The organism is Halobaculum limi, from assembly GCF_029490015.1.
GTDB lineage: Archaea > Halobacteriota > Halobacteria > Halobacteriales > Haloferacaceae > Halobaculum > Halobaculum limi.
This window is the reverse complement of the sequence record NZ_CP120468.1, coordinates 2,150,095-2,170,232: the sequence shown is the minus strand read 5'-3', so window position 1 is coordinate 2,170,232 and position 20,138 is coordinate 2,150,095. Positions and strand designations below refer to the sequence as shown.

The 20,138-nt window shown below is 67.1% G+C and carries 24 protein-coding genes and 1 tRNA gene; 16 read left to right on the top strand and 9 right to left on the bottom strand.

Annotation, left to right across the window (positions count from 1 at the left end):
* The first annotated feature begins 16 nt into the window (after window positions 1-16).
* From P0D77_RS10910 to P0D77_RS10895, 4 genes are read left to right on the top strand one after another with little or no spacing between them, the layout of a single operon-like run.
* Complete coding sequence (locus P0D77_RS10910) at window positions 17-532, top strand: DUF6789 family protein (protein WP_277553102.1); 516 nt, start codon at window positions 17-19, stop codon at window positions 530-532.
* Window positions 533-535: 3 nt separating this feature from the next.
* Entirely contained in the window at window positions 536-1,351 is an 816-nt protein-coding gene (gene coxB / locus P0D77_RS10905) for a cytochrome c oxidase subunit II (RefSeq protein WP_277553101.1), read from the top strand.
* Entirely contained in the window at window positions 1,348-3,876 is a 2,529-nt protein-coding gene (locus P0D77_RS10900; protein ID WP_277553100.1) for a cbb3-type cytochrome c oxidase subunit I, read from the top strand. The genes coxB and P0D77_RS10900 overlap by 4 nt, the downstream gene beginning before the upstream one ends.
* A gap of 10 nt (window positions 3,877-3,886) precedes the next feature.
* A complete protein-coding gene (locus P0D77_RS10895) occupies window positions 3,887-4,156 on the top strand; it encodes a cytochrome C oxidase subunit IV family protein (protein WP_277553099.1) in 270 nt (89 codons plus the stop codon).
* 52 nt (window positions 4,157-4,208) lie between these two features.
* Here the strand turns inward: P0D77_RS10895 and P0D77_RS10890 are convergent, their stop codons facing one another.
* The 5 genes from P0D77_RS10890 to P0D77_RS10870 form a co-directional block, all read right to left on the bottom strand.
* The gene (locus P0D77_RS10890) at window positions 4,209-4,934 is read right to left on the bottom strand and encodes a DUF7546 family protein (RefSeq protein WP_277553098.1); all 726 of its coding nucleotides are present in this window, start codon (window positions 4,932-4,934) and stop codon (window positions 4,209-4,211) included.
* A 6-nt stretch (window positions 4,935-4,940) separates the two neighbouring features.
* Window positions 4,941-5,378, bottom strand: coding sequence for a hypothetical protein (locus P0D77_RS10885; RefSeq protein ID WP_277553097.1), 438 nt, complete (start codon window positions 5,376-5,378; stop codon window positions 4,941-4,943).
* A 78-nt stretch (window positions 5,379-5,456) separates the two neighbouring features.
* A complete protein-coding gene (locus tag P0D77_RS10880) occupies window positions 5,457-5,843 on the bottom strand; it encodes a hypothetical protein (RefSeq protein WP_277553096.1) in 387 nt (128 codons plus the stop codon).
* A gap of 94 nt (window positions 5,844-5,937) precedes the next feature.
* Window positions 5,938-6,969, bottom strand: a complete 1,032-nt coding sequence (locus P0D77_RS10875) for a M42 family metallopeptidase (RefSeq protein WP_277553095.1) — start codon at window positions 6,967-6,969, stop codon at window positions 5,938-5,940.
* A 77-nt stretch (window positions 6,970-7,046) separates the two neighbouring features.
* A complete protein-coding gene (locus tag P0D77_RS10870) occupies window positions 7,047-7,532 on the bottom strand; it encodes a DUF309 domain-containing protein (protein WP_277553094.1) in 486 nt (161 codons plus the stop codon).
* A 103-nt stretch (window positions 7,533-7,635) separates the two neighbouring features.
* Between P0D77_RS10870 and P0D77_RS10865 the strand changes: the two genes are divergently transcribed.
* A complete protein-coding gene (locus tag P0D77_RS10865; protein WP_277553093.1) occupies window positions 7,636-7,917 on the top strand; it encodes a hypothetical protein in 282 nt (93 codons plus the stop codon).
* Window positions 7,918-7,993: 76 nt separating this feature from the next.
* Window positions 7,994-8,077, top strand: a tRNA-Leu gene (locus P0D77_RS10860).
* Window positions 8,078-8,287: 210 nt separating this feature from the next.
* On the opposite strand, the gene P0D77_RS10855 is transcribed toward P0D77_RS10860, so the two are convergent.
* Window positions 8,288-8,539, bottom strand: a complete 252-nt coding sequence (locus tag P0D77_RS10855; RefSeq protein ID WP_277553092.1) for a hypothetical protein — start codon at window positions 8,537-8,539, stop codon at window positions 8,288-8,290.
* Between the two features lie 125 nt (window positions 8,540-8,664).
* Window positions 8,665-9,021, bottom strand: coding sequence for a DUF8101 family protein (locus P0D77_RS10850; RefSeq protein ID WP_277553091.1), 357 nt, complete (start codon window positions 9,019-9,021; stop codon window positions 8,665-8,667).
* A gap of 105 nt (window positions 9,022-9,126) precedes the next feature.
* Between P0D77_RS10850 and P0D77_RS10845 the strand changes: the two genes are divergently transcribed.
* The 3 genes from P0D77_RS10845 (at window position 9,127) to P0D77_RS10835 (ending at window position 11,707) form a co-directional block, all read left to right on the top strand.
* On the top strand, window positions 9,127-9,951 hold the full coding sequence (locus P0D77_RS10845; protein WP_277553090.1) for an inositol monophosphatase family protein: 825 nt from the start codon (window positions 9,127-9,129) through the stop codon (window positions 9,949-9,951).
* A 60-nt stretch (window positions 9,952-10,011) separates the two neighbouring features.
* Window positions 10,012-10,461 carry an Lrp/AsnC family transcriptional regulator gene (locus P0D77_RS10840; RefSeq protein ID WP_277553089.1) on the top strand — a complete coding sequence of 150 codons (450 nt, stop codon included), beginning with the start codon at window positions 10,012-10,014 and terminating at the stop codon, window positions 10,459-10,461.
* A gap of 70 nt (window positions 10,462-10,531) precedes the next feature.
* Window positions 10,532-11,707, top strand: coding sequence for an HD domain-containing protein (locus P0D77_RS10835; RefSeq protein WP_277553088.1), 1,176 nt, complete (start codon window positions 10,532-10,534; stop codon window positions 11,705-11,707).
* A gap of 19 nt (window positions 11,708-11,726) precedes the next feature.
* On the opposite strand, the gene P0D77_RS10830 is transcribed toward P0D77_RS10835, so the two are convergent.
* Window positions 11,727-12,467, bottom strand: coding sequence for a DUF7537 family lipoprotein (locus P0D77_RS10830; RefSeq protein WP_277553087.1), 741 nt, complete (start codon window positions 12,465-12,467; stop codon window positions 11,727-11,729).
* Between the two features lie 120 nt (window positions 12,468-12,587).
* On the opposite strand from P0D77_RS10830, the gene P0D77_RS10825 reads away from it, so the two are divergent.
* From P0D77_RS10825 to P0D77_RS10810, 4 genes are read left to right on the top strand one after another with little or no spacing between them, the layout of a single operon-like run.
* A complete protein-coding gene (locus P0D77_RS10825; RefSeq protein ID WP_277553086.1) occupies window positions 12,588-13,838 on the top strand; it encodes an HD domain-containing protein in 1,251 nt (416 codons plus the stop codon).
* Entirely contained in the window at window positions 13,835-14,902 is a 1,068-nt protein-coding gene (locus tag P0D77_RS10820; RefSeq protein WP_277553085.1) for an amidohydrolase family protein, read from the top strand. Before P0D77_RS10825 ends, P0D77_RS10820 begins: the two co-directional genes overlap by 4 nt.
* Entirely contained in the window at window positions 14,899-15,069 is a 171-nt protein-coding gene (locus P0D77_RS10815; protein WP_277553084.1) for a hypothetical protein, read from the top strand. The genes P0D77_RS10820 and P0D77_RS10815 overlap by 4 nt, the downstream gene beginning before the upstream one ends.
* 58 nt (window positions 15,070-15,127) lie before the next feature.
* Window positions 15,128-15,514, top strand: a complete 387-nt coding sequence (locus P0D77_RS10810; protein ID WP_277553083.1) for a hotdog family protein — start codon at window positions 15,128-15,130, stop codon at window positions 15,512-15,514.
* 88 nt (window positions 15,515-15,602) lie between these two features.
* On the opposite strand, the gene P0D77_RS10805 is transcribed toward P0D77_RS10810, so the two are convergent.
* The gene (locus tag P0D77_RS10805) at window positions 15,603-17,471 is read right to left on the bottom strand and encodes a formate/nitrite transporter family protein (RefSeq protein ID WP_277553082.1); all 1,869 of its coding nucleotides are present in this window, start codon (window positions 17,469-17,471) and stop codon (window positions 15,603-15,605) included.
* Between the two features lie 143 nt (window positions 17,472-17,614).
* On the opposite strand from P0D77_RS10805, the gene P0D77_RS10800 reads away from it, so the two are divergent.
* The 3 genes from P0D77_RS10800 (at window position 17,615) to P0D77_RS10790 (ending at window position 20,106) form a co-directional block, all read left to right on the top strand.
* A complete protein-coding gene (locus P0D77_RS10800; RefSeq protein WP_277553081.1) occupies window positions 17,615-17,809 on the top strand; it encodes a hypothetical protein in 195 nt (64 codons plus the stop codon).
* Window positions 17,806-18,651, top strand: a complete 846-nt coding sequence (locus P0D77_RS10795; protein WP_277553080.1) for a beta-keto acid cleavage family enzyme — start codon at window positions 17,806-17,808, stop codon at window positions 18,649-18,651. Before P0D77_RS10800 ends, P0D77_RS10795 begins: the two co-directional genes overlap by 4 nt.
* Window positions 18,652-18,717: 66 nt before the next feature.
* Window positions 18,718-20,106: an amidase gene (locus tag P0D77_RS10790; RefSeq protein WP_277553079.1), complete on the top strand. Its 1,389-nt coding sequence runs from the start codon at window positions 18,718-18,720 to the stop codon at window positions 20,104-20,106.
* Window positions 20,107-20,138 lie beyond the last annotated feature (32 nt).

The following is a 20,138-nucleotide window of genomic DNA, read 5'->3' as shown; positions in this document are numbered from 1 at the left end:
ACGTATACGGGGCGGTATGAGCGAACCGACCGAGATGACGACCGAGTCGGCCACCGTCGAGACACCGGCCGACGTAGCGGTCCCGATCACGGTGAAAGTGCTCGGATTCGGGATGGCGGCCGGGTTGCTCGGTATGCTGACGATGCTCCCAGTACTCGTCGGTGTCCCGTTCGCCCTCGGCGTGTTTCGGCCCGACCCTATCGTCGAGTTCGTTCCCCTGACCGGACTGCTCGGGATCGAACCGACGCTGACGCTCGGACTCGCGTTGTTCGTCGCCGGCGGGACCGTCCTCTTGCCGATGGTGTTCCTCGTCGTCGGGGCGTACCTCCCGCCACGGACGCCGCGGTACCTGCGCGGCGCGACGTTCGCGACGATATTCTGGACCGGCTTCGTCCCGGCGTTCTGGCCGGGAGGCTCCGCACTCACCGTCGGCGTGTTCCTCGTCATCTCGCTGGTCGCTCACTGGGTGTACGGCGTCGTCCTCGCGAGCGTCCTCGACCGGACCGTCGGCATCCCACAACACAAGGTGTGATCGATGGACTCGGTTGTCGCAACACTAGGCTATCGGTTCCTGTTACACACCGGCGGCGGCGGCTTCGTCCCGCGTGGGACGCGTGTGCAGGTGTTCGACAGCATCTTCGAGGTGTTTCTCGTGTTGGGAACCCTCGTCGGCGTCGTGGTCGTCGGCTACATGACCCTGAAGGCGTATCAGTACCGTCGCGGGGCCGACCACGACCACGCGGACGTCGACCGCCCACAAGTGGGCGAACTCCCGCGCGGGAGCGAGGGCGGAAATAAACTGTTCGTCTCTCTCGGGATGAGCGCGGTCATCGTCGTCTCGCTCATCGCGTGGACGTACCTCACGCTGTTGTACGTCGAAGATCCTGGCCGCTCAGCGGCAGACCCCGAGGCGATAGAGGTGGACGTTATCGGCGGGCAGTTCTCGTGGGAGTTCGTCTACCCCAACGGCCACACGAGCACCACCCTTCGCGCACCGGCGAACACCGACGTCCACCTCGTCGTCACCTCCCGGGACGTGTTCCACAACTTCGGCATCCCAGGGTTGCGAGTGAAATCTGACGCCATTCCGGGGCAGACCACGGAGACGTGGTTCGTCGCCGAGGAACCCGGGACGTATCAGGCACACTGCTACGAACTGTGCGGTTCGGGCCACTCGTACATGGACGCCGAGGTGATTATCATGGAGCAGGCGGCGTTCGAAGAGTGGTACGCGGGTACCGGCGCGACGAACGCCTCGGCGTCGAACGCGACCGTCGACGGCGACACAGACGCACAGCGGTCGCTCGGCGCGCCCGGCGGTCCCGCCGGTGACGTGGGGGTGGTCCCGTGAGTTCCTCGCTGGCGACGCCGGAGTTGCCTGACTCGTCGACGCTGAAGCGGTACTTCGTCACGACGAATCACAAGGACATCGGCCTCCTGTACATCGGAACGTCGCTGTTTTTCCTCGTATTCGGCGGGGTTCTCGCGCTGTTGGTCCGAACGCAATTGTGGAGTTCGCGTGCCCCTGGAGAGGGTATCCTCGGACCGCTGGCGTACAACCAGGCGGTGTCTGCACACGGCCTGCTGATGGTGTTCTGGTTCCTCTCGCCGCTCGCGTTCGGCTTCGCCAACTACGTCGTCCCGCTCCAGATCGGTGCGAAAGACCTCGCGTTCCCGCGGCTGAACGCCTTGAGTTACTGGCTGTATCTGTTCTCGGGACTTCTGTTCGGCGTGTCGTTCTTCCAAGGAGCGTCGTTCTCGGGCGGGTGGACGATGTACGCGCCGCTGAACGTTCCGACGTTCCTCCCGAGCATCGGCGCGACGACCACGACGTTCGCGCTGCTGCTGTTCACCGTCTCGGTGACGGTAGGTGGGGTGAACTTCATCACCACCATCCATCGAATGCGGGCGAAGGGGATGTCGCTGTGGAACATGCCGCTGTTCTCGTGGACCATCCTCCTCACCGTGTGGATGATGCTGTTCGCGTTCGCGGCGCTGTTGGCCGCGCTGCTCATCCTCTCGTCGGACCGTCTCCTCGGGACGACCTACTTCGCGCAGTCGAGTCCCGGCGGCGCTATCCTGTGGACGCACCTGTTCTGGTTCTTCGGCCACCCCGAGGTGTACATCGTGTTCTTCCCTGCCCTCGGCGTGATGGCGGAGGTGTTCCAGACGTTCACCGGGCGGCGCATCGTCGGCCGCAAGTGGTTCATCGCGGCGATGATCCTCGTCGCCGTCCAGAGTTTCTTCGTCTGGATGCACCACATGTTCTTGACGAGCATCTCGCTCAACGTCAAGACGCTCTTTATGATCACCACCATCGGCATCTCGCTGCCGTTCGACCTGATGGTGTTCGCGCTCATCTACACGCTGAAGAAGGGCGACATCCGCTTCTCGACACCGTTCCTGTTCAACTTCGGCGCACTCGTCGTGTTCATCCTCGGCGGCATCACGGGCGTCTTCCTGGGCGCGGTCGTCCTCGACTACGAGTTCCGCGGCACCTACTGGGTCGTCGCGCACTTCCACTACGTGATGGTCGGCGGCGTCACCGCGCTCGTCGGCGGCATCTACTACTGGTTCCCGAAGTTCACCGGGCGGATGTACGACGAGTTCCTCGGGAAAGTCCACTTCGCGATGTACTTCGTCGGGTTCAATCTGCTGTACTTCCCGATGTTCCTCGCGTGGGAGACGCCCCGCCGGGTGTTCGCCTACCAGAGTTCGCTGGAGCCGTGGCACCAACTCGCCACCGTCGGCGGGTTCCTGCTGGGGTCGTCGTTCCTCGTGATGTTCTACAACCTGTACCGGAGTATGTGGGCCGGCGACCCCGCGCCCGACAACCCCTGGGAGTACGCGAGTACGGGCGAGTGGGCGGTGTCGTCGCCGCCGCCGCTCGAAAACTACCCCGGCTACCCCGACTACACCGATGGGTCCCTGCGGTTCGTCGACGAGGAGACGGTTCGGACGAGCGACACGGGCGACGCAGGGAGTGCGTCCGCGGCCGCCGACGGCGGCACGCTCTTCCGCTCGGAGGCAGCGACGCCGCCGGCGACGACCGCCGAGACGGAGCACGGTCACCACGTGAGTCACGCCAGCGCCTGGCCCGTCGTCATCGCCGCCGGCGCGTTCCTCACGCTGTTGGGCGCTTCCGGAATTCAGGAGGGTTCGTTCGTCGACGGGATGGCCGGCGGCGCGTACCTCGGCCTCCTCGTCGCCGGCGGCGTCGTCACCCTCGGCGCACTCGTCGCAATGACGATGGAGCCGTTCGACGGGCCGGTCGTCGAGTGGGCCGCCCAGTGGCCCTTCGGCGAGGTGGAGAACACCAAACTCGGGATGTGGGTGTTCCTCGCCTCCGACGTGGTGCTGTTCGGCGCGTTCATCGGCGCGTACGCGTTCGTCCGGGTTGCGTACGGCTGGGAGTCGTGGCACGACCTCGTCCCGGTCGCACACGTCCCGCTTCCGGGCCTCATCAACACGTACCTCCTGCTCACGAGCAGTTTCACCGTCGTCATCGCGATGGTCGCCGCACAGAAGCGCAAACGGGGCCTCCTCATCGGGAGTCTCGTGACGACGTTCGTCCTCGGGGTGGGGTTCCTGATCAACAAGGCGCTGGAGTGGAACCACCTGTTCCACGTCCACGAGGCGGCGTTCCCCAACGGGTGGGACTTATCGACGAACATCGCGTCGTCGACGTTCTACCTGACGACTGGCCTCCACGGTGCACACGTCGCGGTGGGGCTGCTCATCACGCTGTACCTGATCGTTCGGGCGTGGCGCGGAGCGTACATAGGCGAGGACGAACCCATCGAGTACTTCGGCCTGTACTGGCACTTCGTCGACGTCGTCTGGCTGTTCCTGTTCCCGCTGTTCTACATCCTGTGAGGTATCAAAAATGACATCCACTAAACTGTACACGGTAATCTACGTGGTCCTGTTCGTCCTCGCGACAGTGCAGGTGCTCATCGAACAGGCGGGCTTCCTCGACTCCGTCTACTGGACGGCGTTCGGGGTCATTATGCTCCTCTCGACGGTGAAGGCGCTGCTCGTCGTCGGCTACTTCCAGCACCTCAAGTTCGAACCTCGTGCGGTCGCGCTTGTGGTCCTCGCAGGCCTGTTGGGCGCACTCGCACTCACCGCGGCGGCGGCGTACTCGATCCTGTAACGTCGACACTGTCGCCGTCGCGTCCAGCCTCAATGCGCGTCGGGATGACGGGTCACTCGCCGTTCGATCTGGATCTTCCACCGGGACGAGCGACGAGCAACAGGAGCGCCAACAGGAACGCCGCCGTCGACACCTCGACCGAGGCAGCGTACACCGCACCCACGGCACCGGACGACGCGCCCGTGAGGCCCGCGACGACCGACAGCACCACCGAGAAGCCGCAACTCACGCAGGAGGCGAGTCCTACCACCCCCGATAGGGCGGCCGTACTCGCGCCGAGCAACGCCTCGTACACGAGATACGCGATCGCGAGATAGCCGATGAAGCGGTAGGGAACGACCGTCACCGACGCGAGTGTGCCGCCGTAGCGGACGACTGGCCCCCAGCCAGGCGACCCGACTCCGACTTCGACGTACGCGAGTTCGGTGCCGGTGCCGCCGCCGACCAGTCCAGTGACCGCGAGTAAGACGACGAAGTAGCCGACAGAGAGCGTCCCGGCGACCAGCCGACGGCGACTCGGGGCTGCCGTTGGAACCGTTCGCGTCACCGCCCACAGCGACGCGTTGATCCAGACGAACGGCGCGAGAACGTAGCCCGGCCTGGTCACGGTTGCGTCTGTCAGCCCGAAGTACGCGACGAGCAGGGCGGCCTCGATTCCGAGGACGGCGAGCCACCACGGGCGCAAAAACTCACCACGAAGCCACGCAACCACGTCGCCAGCATCGAGACGGTGGAGCGACGGGCCGCTCCGCTCGCTCGTCTCGCGCTCACCTGCCATCGGCGCTCACCCGTTCACGAGCAGTTGTGCGACGATTCCGATCAACAACACCATCGAGAGTAGCCACACGCCAGCCCCCACCGCTTGCGCGTACGACATACCCCGAGCGCGACAGATGTGATACACTCCCCACGTGACGTACAGCGCGAGTAACCCTCCGAAGAAGCCCACGACGGCACCCAGTACCGCCGCCTCCCCTGCGACGAGCGCGCCGATGCTGGCAAAGACGACGACGACACCGACGCCGCCGAGCGCCAGTGGCAGTCTCGCCGACGTGCGTCCCTCTCCAGAGAGGGCCGCAGCCCCATCTGCACGCCCAGTCGTGGTCACCGCAGCCCCGCTTGCCAGTTCGCGCCACGCGAACGCACGTGCGAGGTATGCCCCGACACCGACGAGGACGAGTCCAGTCACGACCGTACTGACGAGATACGTCGTGGACACCATACAGGAGCGATTCGTGGCGATTCGGCTTAACCGTTGGTAACAATTAGCACGGTTGAGAACGACGACAGCCTCCCGTTGTTACTCGGCTGTCCACCTGGCGAGAACGACGAGGTCGACGCGCGTGCGCTCCCACAACAGCGTCACCCGGGAGCCACGGTCGGCCCTGACAACGCCCCGACCGCCTGCAGCGAGTGGCTCGTTCGACCAGTTCACCCGGCGAGTGACACCGTCGACCGTCACGCGGAGACGCTCGGTCGGTATCCTCGGTCCCTCGACGTGGACGACGGCGACGAACGAGTCGTTCACCCGGTCGAGTTCCCACTCGACGGCCCGCATCGGATCGGTGTCGGCCGAACCGCCCGTCGCCGCGACGAACCACAAAATCGCGACTGCAGCGGCGACGGCGAGAACGAGACCGACGACGGCGAGCGTCACCCGGCGGTCTCGCGACGAGTCCGTGACCATCACCCACTAGATTCTCGACGAGTCGTCATCACTGTGCCTCCGATTCGACACGACGAGAACCGTTCTCCCACTGCGAGTCGTGCCGCAGTTCGCGTCAGTAGCGGCCGTCAGCGCCCGCCTCCGCGACTGCCACGAGCAACTCGACGGTCGCTGCGAGGTCGTCGACGTGAGCGGTCTCGACGGTCGAGTGGTGGTACCGAACCGGAATCGACACCGCACCCACCGGTGTCGAACCGGCGGCGGTCTGGAGTGCACCCGTGTCCGTTCCGATGTTCGCGGCGACCTCGCGCTGACTCGGGATTCCGCGGTCGGCCGCGAGTGCCTCCAGTCTGTCGACGACTGCTGGCGTCGGAATCACGGTCGCGTCCTTCTGTTTGATACCGACGCCGTCGCCGAGCGTGGTGACGCGGTCGGCGGCGTCGACGCCCGGGACGGAGCGTTCGAGCGTGCCGTCGACAGCGATAGCCACGTCCGGGGCTATGTCGACGCCGACCGCCTCCGCGCCGCGCAAGCCGACCTCCTCCTGTGTCGTCGCGACGAAGTGAACCGTCGTCTCGGGGTCGCTCAGTTCGGCCGCACGGAGCATCGCCCACACGCCCGCGCGGTCGTCGAGCGCCTTTCCGCTCACGCAGTTCCCGATTCGTTCGGTCGGCGCACGCATCGTCACCACGTCGCCGACGTTCACCCGTTCTGCGGCCGCCTCGCCGTCGAGACCCACGTCGATGGCGACGTCGTCTACATCTTGTTCGTCCTCGGTGTCCCGGACGTGGGCTGGAATCGCGCCGATGACGCCGTCGAGGGGGTCATCGCCGCCGTCGGCGTGGACGCGCACGCGGGCCGCCCGGAGTACCTCGGCGTTCCACCCGCCGAGCGAACTGACGCGGAGGAAGCCCTCGTCGTCGACGTGGGTGACCATGAACCCGATTTCGTCCATATGCGCGGCGACGAGCAGTTCCGGGCCGTCCGCGTCGCCCTCGACGGTGCCGACGACGTTGCCCATCGCGTCCGTCCGAACGCGGTCGACCGTCTGCTCGAACTCGCTAACGACGAGTTCGCGGGGGCCGTCCTCGTAACCGACGGGGCCGTGCACCTCGGTGAGTGATCGAAGCAGGTCGAAGCCGTCCATAGCACCTCGGACGGCGCGGCGGACAAAAGCGACCGGGTCGCGGTCGACGGTGCGCGACCAGTCCCGTCGCTGGTCAGTCAGTGATCCAACGACTCGGCGTACTCGTAGTCGGCGTCGTACGCCGTCGCGGTGTGGCCGTCGAGTTCGATACGCCAGCCGTGGAGCACGGTCGGGTCCGAGAGGGCGTGGCGAAGCGTCTCGCGCACGTCGTCGACGTCGACCCCGTAGAAGTCGCCGGGGACGCCGTGGAGGTACTGCAGCGCCGTCTCGAAGAGGCTCCGCATCCCGGCGTCGTCCTCGAAGTCGAAGTGCTTGTACGCGCCAGCCGCGACCTGCACCATCCCGTGGAGGAAGGCGCTCTCGGTTGACCCGCCGCCGTAGTTGTACCACTCGTCTTCGAAACAGTCGTGTGACTCGTGGAAGTCGCCGCTGTTGAACAGGCGGACGCCGTGTTCGGTCGCACGGCGGAGGGTGGCGTGCTCCCAGACCCGTTCGGCGGAGCGCCACCCGGTCGGGTCGCCAAGCGGGGGCGCGACGCTCGGGTCGCGCGTGTGGTCGTCCATATCCGTCGATGCGCGAGCGACCGCCGTAACTCCGTCGGCGCGTCTGGCCATCTGGCCGCAGTAGCGGGGTTTAATGCGCCGGAGGCCGATACTTTGCTACCGAATGTCTCCGCTTCGATGGGTTACGAGGCGACTCGTCGCCGCCGATCGCCGAATTCGCCACGACCTGCGGATGACGGTCGACGTGTTGACCGACCGCGGCTCTCGCCCCGCCGTGTTGTACCTCCTCGCACTCGCGGCCGCCGGACTCAGCTTTCTGTTGTTCCTCACCGGCGAGAGCGGCACGCCGGACAGTCTCGAATTCGGCCTCCTGATAAGTTCCTTCGGCGTCGTCCTCTATATGTCGCTTCGACAGGCTGGGATGGCCCCACGACGCGGTCGATAGCGTCGTCGTGATTGCCGGACGCCCCCACAGAAAACCGGGAGGTTAAACAGCGACGACCCTCACCTATCAGACGCGTGCGAGGGTAGCCAAGCCTGGAAACGGCGGCGGACTCAAGATCCGCTCCTGTAGAGGTCCAAGGGTTCAAATCCCTTCCCTCGCATCGCCGGGGTCACCCCCCGTGATGCGGAAGACGCTCTCGGAGCGCTCTTCCCTCGCAAAACTCACTTCGAACCCACACCCACCAGCGGCGCGTCTCGGTGGCTATCCGACACACCGACCACCGATAGCCGTCGCTATCGGAGTATGTACGCTTCCCGATTACTGACGCTAGAACAACTTCGTTCGGTCGGAGACGGTCGCGAACTCGTACTTACTCGCCGCCGTCCGTGGCGACGCCGAGGAGTTCGTCGGCGACGCGGCCCGCCTCTGCGGGCTTGGGTCGTCCACCTGCCCGCATCTCCGCGCAGAGGACGGACGCGAGGTCGGCCACGTCACCGTCGCCACCGGCCGCGTGGACGCGTTCGAACGCCGGTCGGTAACCGGCCGCACAGCGTCGGCCGCCGTCGGTCGTCGTCGCGTCGATGACGTATTCGATCTGTCTGACCGCCTCACTTGGGCGCATATGGGTCAGAATGTGATGCGTCCTCTTAAGTTCCCTCTGATTCGTAATAGAGTAAATACTGATATTCTCCAGGAAGGAGTCGTATAACGGCTGTTTCGGTAGCGAGTAACTACCTCCGCTGCCGACTACTGATCGGGGAGTCGCCGCCGCATCGCGTCGAGGTACTCGGCGGCCACCGGTGGGTCGTCGGCCGCGAGGTCGGTCACTCGGGCACAGCCGTGCAGGATCGTCTCTCGACGGTCGCCCGGCGGGAGTTTGTTCGCCGCGACGGTTGCGGCGGTGTCGACGGCGTCGAGTGCGTCGTCGGTGTCGCCCTCGCGAATCGCCGTCCGCGCTCCCTCGATGAGTTGCGTCAGCGCCGCGTTCACGTCGGCTGGCAGGTCATCCTCGTCCCGGCGTGCCGATCTGTGGTCGTCGACCGACGACGGTTCTGGCAACCCCTTCGGGTCGGTGGAGTCGTCCCGCTGGGTGTCGTCGTCCATAGCCGTCCGTTCGTGCGTCGGTACTGTAAACTCCTCGTCGCAACAGCGCCCGCGACCGAGGTCACGAACCGATGCCTATTCCGGGGTGTTGGTCCAGTTGCAGATATGACCGATTCGAACGCCGACACGACGGCGCGCGTCGACGTGGCCGAGCAGGCGGCCCGCGCAGGTGCGACCGTCGCCGGCGACCACTTCCGACGCGGCATCGACGTCGAGCGAAAGGGTGGCAAGACGAACGTGGTGACGGAGGCAGACCGCGAGAGCCAACGGCGCGTCATCGCGGAGATTCGCGAGACGTTCCCCGACGACGCCGTCGTCGGCGAGGAGGAAGACGAACTGAAGGCCGTCCCCGACGAGGGCGCGGCGTGGGTCATCGACCCCATTGACGGGACGAACAACTACGTCCGCGACATCCGCGCGTTCGCCACCGCCGTCGCCGCCGTCGTCGACGGCGAACCCGTCGCCTCGGCCATCGCGCTCCCAGCGATGGACGACGTGTACGTCGCCGACGCGGAGACGGTGTACCGCAACGGCACGGAGGTCAGCGTCAGCGACCGAACCGATCCGGAGACGGGCGCGGCGACGCCGACCGTCTGGTGGGACTTCGACGCCCGCGACGAGTACGCGACGGCGTGTGCAGAGATTGTCGAACGCTTCGGCGATATGCGACGCTTCGGGTCCGCGCAGGTGACACTCGCGATGATCGCGGAGGGTGCGCTCGACGCGACCATCACGAACGTCGCGTGCAACCCTTGGGACACGGTTGCCGGTGTCCACATGGTCCGCAACGCAGGTGGCACAGTGACCGACCTCGACGGCGACCGCTGGCGACACGACTCCACGGGACTCGTCGTCTCGAACGGGTCGCTACACGACGAGGCGTTGGCCGCCGCACGGGCGATTCGTGCGGTTGCCGACGGCGACGCGTAATCGCCCGCGGCGGACTACGCGAACCCAAAACCCGAAGTCTCCGAACGAGCGATACCCATTATGGAACTCGACGACACCGACCGCGCTATCCTCCGTATCCTCCAATCGGACGCTCGGACGCCGTTCAGCGAGGTGGCTCGACGGATCGATATGTCGAGCGCGACGGTCCACGAGCGCGTCTCTCGAATGGAGGAAGCGGGCGTGCTGAAGGGGTATCGCGCGGAGGTGGACGCGAAGGCGCTCGGCTACGGCGTCTCGGCGTTCGTCGGGCTACGCGTCCAACAGGGCCACGAGGAGGAGGCACTGGAGACGCTCAAAGACATCGAGGAGGTGCGCGAGGTCCACCTGACCACCGGCGAGTACGACGTGATGTTGCGCGTGTACGCCGAGTCGACCGACGACCTCCGCGACCTGATGTTCGGACAGATCGCGACGATGGACGGGTTCGACCGCTCGCAGACGATGGTCATCCTCGGCACCGACTACCAAGAGTCCGGCGTCCCGATCTGAGCCGACACGGTCGCTCCGCCCCGAGCAACACCGACAGCACTACGGTACGCTCTGTGTCACTTCGACGCGAATGAAGGCGATCAAGGACAGCGTCCACGACTACATCACCCTCGACCCCGTCGCCGCGGATCTGCTCGACACCCGGACCCTCCAGCGCCTGCGCCATATCAAGCAGTTGTCGACCGTCCGCCTCGTCTACCCCTCCGCCTCCCACACGCGCTTCGAGCACTCACTTGGCGTGTACCACCTCGCCGACCGCGCGCTGGAGTACCTCGGCGTCGACGGTGACCGTGCCCGTCACCTCCGCGCGGCGGCCCTCCTCCACGACGTGGGGCACGGCCCGTACGGCCACCAGACCGAGGAAGTGATCCGCCGGCGCACGGGCGTCGACCACGACGAACTCGGCGACCTCCTCGGCACCACCGACGCGGGTGAGGTCCTCCGCGACCACGGCCTCTCCGTCGACCGTGTCGCCGCCATCGTCCGCGGCGAGGGCGAACTCGGGCAACTCGTCTCCGGAGAGTTGGACGTGGATCGGATGGACTACCTCGTGCGCGACGCTCACCACACCGGCGTCCCCTACGGCACCATCGACCACGAACGCCTCATCCGCGAACTCACGTATCGGGACGGCTCGCTCGTCCTCGCCGAAGGAAACGTCCAGACCGCAGAATCCCTGTTGCTCGCGCGGGCGCTGATGGACTCGACCGTCTACCGCCACCACGTCTCCCGAGTCGCGGGCGCGATGCTCGAACGCGCTTCCGAACGACTGCTCGAATCGGACGCGGGCATCGACGTGATGCAGTTCCGGCGGATGGCCGACCACGACCTCCTCGTCGCCCTCCGCGAGTACGTCCCGCACCTCGGCGAACGCATCGAGTACCGAGACCTGTTCAAGCGGGCTGTGTGGGCGGACCTGTCGGCGACGCCCGCCGACGTCGTCGAGATGGACCACGAAGACGAACGCGCGGCCGAACGCGAAATCGTCGACATCGCGGGCGTCCACGCGCGCGACGTCATCGTCGACGCGCCCGGCCGGCCAACCTTCACCGAGGCTGGAAGCCGCGTCGTCGTCGACGGCGTGCCCCAGCGACTTGAGGACGCCTCCGAACTCGTCTCGGGGTTGCGGGCCGCGCAACGCTCGGGGTGGCGGATGGGTGTCTACGCGCCCGAGACTGCGACCGAAGAAGTAGCCGCCGCCGCCGAGTCCGTCCTCGGCGTTCGTGCAGGGCCGATCCGCGACTGAATCGACTACAGAAACCGTATCAGTTCGTCGCCGTCCGCGCCTCTTCCAGCCACGACGGTTCATCGACCGTCGTCGATCCCACGTCCTCGTAGGTGAGCGTCAGCGACAGGCGTGCGGGCGATCCGAAGCCCTCGACGACGAACTCGTAATCGAGGCGTTTCACGAGGCCGTCCGAGCGGACGTACACAGTGACCGTCGCGTTCGTCGCCTCCGCCTCCGCGAGTGACTCACCGACCGGCCCGACGGCCGACTCGTTCAGCGTCGAGAGGTTCGCCTCGTACACGTACGTCGTCGTGCCGTCGACCTCTGTGGTGCCGTTCGCGGTGAAGTCGAAACTGGAGGACAAGTCGCTCACCGGCGGCGTCACGAACCGACTGGCGTTCGGGACCGACTCGTTGTCGGCGCGTTCGTAGGTGATGGTGTCGCCGAACTGCGAGCGGACGTACGGCCGGTCGTCGGCGGGCGCGTACACCTCGAAGCGACCCTCGCCGGTCTCACTCTGTAGGTGGTACGCATCGGGGTCTAACTCCACGGCTGCCGTGGTGTTGCTCGTCACCTCGACGATGCTCGCATTCACCGTCACCGTCTGGTTGTACGTGAAACTCCCCGCGTCGCGAAGCGCCTCTTCGTGGCTCTGTTCGACCTGTTCGGCGGAGGGTGCGCCCTCGTACGGTGCGTCGCCGCCGGTACACCCGGCGAGGACGACGAGGAGGGCGAGTCCGACCGCTATCGGGAGGGACCGTCGTGTGCGCGCTCTCATTCCGAGTGTCTGTGTGGCCCTCGAACGGATGGGTGTTCGGGTTCTAGGTGAGGAAAGAAACGTGACCGGAGTCATCCCGTCGCCCACAGTTTATACCGTATCGCGGCGAACCCCGCCCCAATGACGACTATCAAAGACTCCGTCCACGACCACATCTCCGTGGACGGCGTCGCGGCGGACCTCCTCGACACGGGGCCGGTCCAGCGACTCCGTCGGGTCGCCCAACTCGGGACGGTCAAACTCGTGTACCCCTCCGCGAACCACACGCGGTTCGAGCACTCGCTTGGCGTCTACCACCTCGCTGACCGCGCCCTCTCGTCGGTCGGCGTCGAGGGGACCGAAGCCGAGCGTGTTCGGGCCGCCGCCCTCCTCCACGACATCGGTCACGCCCCGTTCAGTCACAACGTCGAGGAACTCCTCCACCGCCACACCGGTCTGTACCACGACGACGTCGAGGACCTCCTCGTCGACACCGAGGTGGGCGACGTCCTTCTCGCCCACGACCTCGACCCCGAACGGGTGGCGGGTCTCATCGCAGGCGAGGGTCGACTCGGACAACTCGTCTCTGGAGAACTCGACGTGGACCGGATGGACTACCTCGTGCGCGACGCCCACCACACGGGCGTCCCCTACGGCACTATCGACCACGAGCGTCTCATCCGCGAACTCACGTTCGCCGACGGGGAACTGGTGCTCGACGAGGGGAACGTCCAGACCGCGGAGTCGCTGTTGATGGCGCGGGCGCTGATGACGCCGACCGTGTACGCTCACCCGGTCGCGCGCATCTCGAAGGCGATGCTGCGCCGCGCGACCGAACGCCTCATCGACTCGCCTGACATCGAGGCCCAGCAGGTGCGGCGGATGGACGACTACGACCTGATCTGTGCGCTTCGGATGACGCCCGAGACCGAGGAGTTCGCTCGCCGATACGACCGACGCGACCTGTACAAGCGAGCGATCTGGGCCGAGTACGACGACACGCCCGAGTCGCTGCGGGCGGCCGACCACGAACAGGTACGGGAGTTGGAGGCCGCCATCGCCGACCGCGGGGCGGTATCGGCCGAGCAGGTCGTCCTCGACGTGCCATCGGAGCCGTCGATGACAGAGTCCACGTCGGAGGTCCTCGTGAGCGGTGAGATCCGTCGCCTCGGTGACCACTCGCCGCTCGTGACCGGCCTCCGTGCGGCGCAGAAACAGCAGTGGCGGATGGGCGTCTACACCGTGGCCGACGCCACCGAACGAGTCGGGAAAGCGGCTGTCGACGTCCTCGGTCTGGACATCGACGGTGGCCTCGTCTCGGACGTTCGCGGGCGGGTCAACGCCAATCTCGACGAGTTCCACCCGGGCGAACGGGCGGGGACCGGAGAGTGAGCGACGGCGACCCCGTCACCCACGAGGGGACGGTCCTGGTCGGGCACGACTTCGAGGCGGTCGAGGGACGTGTCGTCGTCGAAGACGGGAACGTCGCCGCCGTCGAGGAGACAGCCGTCGACTCGACGGACATCGTCTGTCCGGCGTTCGTCAACGCCCACACCCACATCGGCGACTCCGTGGCGAAGGAGGCTGGCCGCGGCCTCGAGTTGGACGCACTCGTCGCGCCGCCCGGCGGCCTCAAACACCGAATTCTCCGGTCGACCGACCGCGCGGAGTTGGTCGCGGCGATGCGTCGTTCCCTCCAATATATGCACGACACGGGGACGACCGCCCACGTCGAGTTCCGCGAGGGCGGCGTCGCGGGCGTCGAGGCAATCGCGACGGCCAGCGAGGGTCTCCCCGTGGAGTCAGTTGTCCTCGGTCGCGAGGAGGTGGCCGCGATGGAACACCCGTTTGCCGCAGGCTTCGGTGCCAGCGGCGCCCGCGATGCCAACTTCGCCGACGAGCGTGCGGCGACCCGCGAGGCGGGCAAGACGTTCGGCATTCACGCCGGAGAGCGTGACCCCGACGACATCGACGCGGCGATGGACTTGGACCCGGACCACATCGTGCATCTCGTCCACCCCGAGCAACACCACCTCGACCGACTGGAGCAGGAGGGCTGGCCAGTCGTCGTCTGTCCGCGCTCCAACCTCGTCACCGGCGTCGGCCTCCCGCCGCTTCGCGACCTTCTCGACCGCACGACCGTCGCACTCGGCACAGATAACGTGATGCTCAACAGTCCCTCGATGTTCCGCGAGATGGAGTTCGCCGCGAAGGCGACGGACGCATCCGCCGTGGAAGTGCTTCGGATGGCGACAGTCAACGGTGCCGAGGTCGCTGGCCTGAACTGCGGGCTGATCGAACCCGGCCGCGACGCTCGCCTCGTCGTCCTCGACGGCGACTCGAACAACCTCTCGGGAGTTCGTGACCCGGTTCGAGCGGTCGTCCGACGCGCTGGTGCGGGCGACGTGAAGCGAGTGACTGAACCGTCCGACGACGGCGGGTCGCTCCCCTCGTGAGCGTCGCATCCCGTCCACGCGCGGCCCTCGCAGTCCTGCAGGGGGCTGTCCTGACCGCGTTCAACGTATCGGGCGGCGCGCTTGCGGTTCTCGGGTGGTTTGCGTTCTACGTAGTGGGCACCTACGTCGTGTTCACCGCGATAGCGGCGGTTCGCGCCCGCCTGTGAAAGAATGCTGTCCGGCGGCGGCGACACCTCCAAACCCTGCGGCCGTGAGCCGACGTGTATGGACCCAGCCGACCTCCCCGAGCCAGGGGCAGTCCTCACCCACGAGCGGACCTTCACGCCCGACGAGGTTCGAGCATTCGCCGACCTCTCGGGCGACCGCGGCGAACATCACGAGCGACCCGACGACGAGGGGCGACTCCTCGTCCACGGACTGCTCACGGCGACGATCCCCACGAAGATCGGCGGCGACCTCGACGTCCTCGCACGGACGATGACGTACGACTTCCACCGCCCGGTGTACACCGGCCAGTACGTCGAGTGCGAGGTGACGATCGACGCGATCGACCGCCGCGACGACCGGGCCGACGTCGAAGCCAGCGTCGCCTGCCACGTCGCCGGCGAACTCGTCTTGACCGGGTCATTCGACGGCGTGGTGTTGGCGTAAGCGCGACGCAGGGCACCGTCGACCAGCGAGATCGCTCCCAGTCCAGCGGAGTGAGCCGTCGAACGCAGTGTGCCCCGCGGTCGACGGATCAGTCGTCTTTCTGCTCCGTCGGAGTCTGCCCCGCGGTGCGGTCACGGAACGCTCGCGCCGGGTACCTGTCACGGTTCGGGCGGCCGACCAGCCTGTCACGAATCGACCGTCTCGTCGGGCGCTCCGCCAGCAGCACCGAGCAGTCGACGTCGTCGATGACGTCGAGGTGGAGCGAGTTCTGCACCAACCGCGAGAGGAGACCCTGTTCGGTCGCTCCCAGCATCAGCATCGTACTGTCGGTTGCGGCGCTCGCGATCGCCGGTTCGACGTCGCCGGAGGCGACGGTGATCGTCGCGTCCTCCAACCCGCGCTCCGTAGCCCACTCCCGGAGGAACGCCTCGCCGGCGGGTTCGTCGGCCGCGTCCTCGACGACGTGCAGGAGTTCTATCTCCGCGTTCGCGACTTCCTGGAGCGCCAGCGCCACTTCGGCGTTGAGATCCGAGTCGGGCCCGCCAGCGGTCGGAACCAGCACGCGAGAGGCGTCGAGGCCGCGGTCGTTGGCGACGAGGAAGTCGCACGGCAGCCGGTTTGTCAGTTCCGCCAGCGGCCGTTCGGCACGAGCGGAACTCCACAGCGCCCGTCTGTCCCAGCCCATCAACACCAGATCGGGGCTGGTCCGCCGGGCCAGCGTGAACACCTCCTCGAACGAGCGCGGTGTGACGACGGTCGACGTCTCGAGGGTGACGTCGTGTTTGGCACCGATCTCGCGGGCGTTTTCGAGAAGTCGGTCGGACTCTGCCGTGACCCGCGCACGCTGCTGGCTCTCGGCTTCGGGTGACCACCGGCGGGGTGCCTGGACGACGTGAACGACGTGGACCTTCCCCTTGCGGTGGCTGCTCGCGAGTTGGCACGCCAGTCGAACCACCCCGGTCTCGGTACGCGGATTGCCGATCGGAACGAGGATCCGGTACGACTCCGGATCGCGAACGATCTCTTCGACGGTGTCGACCACCGGCACGTACGAGCGACCGGCGAGCGGCCCCGCCAGCCACTCGCGGACCGAGAGGCGACGAACCTTCTGGAAGCGGCCGATCTGGAGCCGCCGGTCGGAGGTCTGGTAGTAGTTGACCACCGTCACCAGCAGCACCCCACCGAGCGTGTTCCCCAAGAGGACCGGCAGGACGAACCCACCGAGCGCCGGAATCGGGTTCACGCCCGCGACGAGCGCCAGGTAGACGACCTCGGTGAACGAGACGACGACGTGAAACAGGTTCCCCATCGGGATCGCGAGGAACGCGAGATACACTACGAGGAGTCTGGAGACAGTGTCGCGCGCGGCGAAGTTGATCCAGACGACGCCGGCGACGATCAGGCCGGCGAACGCCGCTTTGAAGAACAGATCGACCGCAGGCGTGGCGATCCCCTTCCGTGCGAACCCCATCGCGACTTCTGCGGTCGCGGCGTCGAATATCCCACCGTACGCGAGTGCGACCGCGCCGAGGCCGCCGCCGACGAAGTTGCCCGAGAGTACGATCAGCCAGTGGCGAACCAGCGTCGGCACCGACGCCAGTCGTTCGAGCGTCAGCGCGACCGGCGGCAGCGTGTTCTCTGTGTACAGTTGGTAGCCGCCGATGATGATGTAGATGAACCCCAGCGGGTACAGCAGGACGCCGACGAACTTCGTGTCCGCAGTCGCCGTGACCGACGCGTACAGGAGGAACGTCACTGTGATCGCGAATCCGGCAGCCAGGGCGCTGAAGAACAGTTCCCGGGTCCCCGAGGTGACCTCGTGGTCGGCGTCGGCGACGACGCGCTGGTACACTTCGTCCGTCGAGAGGTGATCCGAGAGCACGCCGTCGTCGTGGTCGTGGTCGGCGCTCGAGTCGCCGCCATCCGGTGGACTCCGGTTGGGTGTCTGTCCGGCCATTGGTGTGGTCCCCGCCTACCGACGATACGGTAAGGAAGCTTTCGATAGGGAGGGCGCAGCGTCGACCGCGGTCCGGGAACCTGGCGAGAGACGAGGTGTTCCCCGACGCACGGGTTGATGCCGATGGGCCTCGATGTGCCCGTATGACCTGCCCACATCTGGAGTATCGCGACGCCCACGGCGACCGTGAGTTCGAGACGGCCCGCGCGTTCTGCACCGTCACCGAGGAGTTCGTCCAACCAGTCCACGCCGACATCTGCAACGAGCGGTACGATCTCGACCCGGAGGCGGACTGCGAAATATTCCGCGAAGACGCCGGCCTCGCGTGGGACGAATGACGTATCAAGAGTACCTCGACGGCAAGCCAGTCGTCGTCACGGCGGCGCTCACCGGCGGGATTCAGGGGAAAGAGGCACACCCCGACCTCCCGGAGACGCCCGCAGAGATAGCGGCGGCCGCCGCTGCCGTCGAAGAGGCTGGCGCAGCAGTCGTCCACCTGCACGCGCGCCGCGACAACGGCGAACGGGCGTTCTCGACCGAGCGGTTTCAAGCGGTCACCGACGCCGTCCGCGACGCGACCGACGACGTGATCGTTCAGCACTCGACGGGCGGCACCGCCGCGCCCGACGCCCTCCGCGCGGAACCGCTTCGAACCGACCCCGCGCCGGAGATGGCGAGCCTCGATATGGGGCCGATGAACCGCGGTCGCCGCCTCACGAGCGAGAACACCCGCGACACCATCGACGGCCTCCACGCCGAGATGCGCGAGCGAGGGATCAAACCGGAGTTGGAAGTGTTCAACAACGGCCACCTCAACGAGTCGTTCCGCATCCTCGACGACCTCGAAGCGCCGCCGTACCTCAACCTCATCTTCGGTCCGGGCACCCTCTCGCCGCCGTCGCCCGCGAACCTCCAGCGGATGGTCGACCAGTTGCCCGACGGCGCGGAGTTCAACGTCATCGGGTTCGGTCCGCACCAACTCCCGTTGACAACCCACGCGATGCTGCTCGGCGGGCACGTCCGCGTCGGCCTCGAAGACAACAGCTACCTGCAAAAGGGGGAACTCGCGAGCAACGAAGCGCTGGTTGCTCGGACGGTCAGACTCGCCGAGGAACTCGGGCGACCAGTCGCGACGCCCCCCGAGGCACGCGACCTCCTCGGCGTCGAATCACGGCGCTGACCGAGCGATAGCGGCGAGAGTCCGGCCGCCAGAACGCCTTTGACTCCGTGGGCGAAGGCTCCAGCCGTGACCGACCAGCGACCGACGACCGCCGACGAACGGGCGCGGCGATACGCGGAGCAAGCCCAGGCCCTCGCGGGTGACGACACCGCGCCGGCGTTCGACCGTGCGGTTCCGGTCGACCGGTCGGACCCGTACGACGCGTTCGCGACGCCAATCACCGCCTCGTCAGTTCCGGGCGGTCCACTCGATGGCCTCCGCGTCGCGACGAAGGACAACGTCGCCGTCGCGGGCGTGACCCACCGCGCCGGAACGGGAGACGACCTCTGGTCGCCGGACGCCGACGCGACAGTCGTCGAGCGACTTCGTGCGGCGGGCGCGACACTCGTCGGGTCGACCCGGATGGACGCGCTCGCACTCGGTGTCACCGGTGAAGCGTGTCGCGCCGGGCGGACGCTGAACCCCGCCGTCGACGGCGCAGTTCCGGGTGGCTCTTCTAGTGGGTCGGCCGCCGCGGTCGCGGGCGGCCTCGCGGACGCGGCGCTCGGCACCGACACCGGCGGGAGCGTCCGGGTGCCGGCGGCGTTCTGTGGCGTCGTCGGCGTGAAGCCGACGTACGACCGCGTGCCACGGACGGGCGTCCTCGACCTCGCGCCGACGCTCGACCACGTCGGCGTCGTCGCGAGCGACGTGGAGACGGCCGCACGGACGCTCGATACCATCTCGGGTGACGACCCCGTCGGCCCGGCGACGGGAGCGACTGCCCAGACCACGACAAGCGATGCGGTGGCGGAACCACCTGGTCGCCTCCGTGTCGGTGTGCCCGAGTCGTTCGTCGAGGCCGCAGACAGGCGCGTCGCGGCGGTGTTCGAGCGTGCGACGACGCTGATGGCCGAGCGACCGGGCACGACCGTCCGGCGGTGTGCGTTTCCCGAACACGAGACGGCCGAGGTAGTCAACCAGATTCACACGCTCACCGAGTTCGCCGCCACCCACGACGAGTCGACGCCGACGTTCGGCGTCGCTGGCGGTCCGGCGTCGGAGTCACCGTTCCAAGCGGATCTGCGCGACTTGGACCTTCCCAACCGCGTGCGCCGACTGTGGGAGACGGGACAGGCGCTGACCGAGACGGACGCGTACGCCGACGCGTGGCGCGCGCGCCGCCGTCTCTCCCGCCGAACGCAGGCGTGTCTCGACGAGGTAGACGTACTCGTGACCCCGACGACGCCGATGCCAGCACCGGCGTTCGACGCGGTCGGTGACGGCCCGCAGGCGACGGCGACGCCTGGCGAGGTGTTGGCGAACACAGCCCCCTTCAACTGCACCGGCCACCCGGCCGTGACGGTTCCCTGTGGCGACGTCCACGGTAAGCCGGTCGGCGTGCAAGTCGTCGCTCCCCGTGGCGACGACGAGCGTGCGCTACAGGTGGCGAGTGTGTTCGAAGCGTCGTCGTAGTCGGTCGGCGGTTCGCAGGGGCCGTCAGTGTG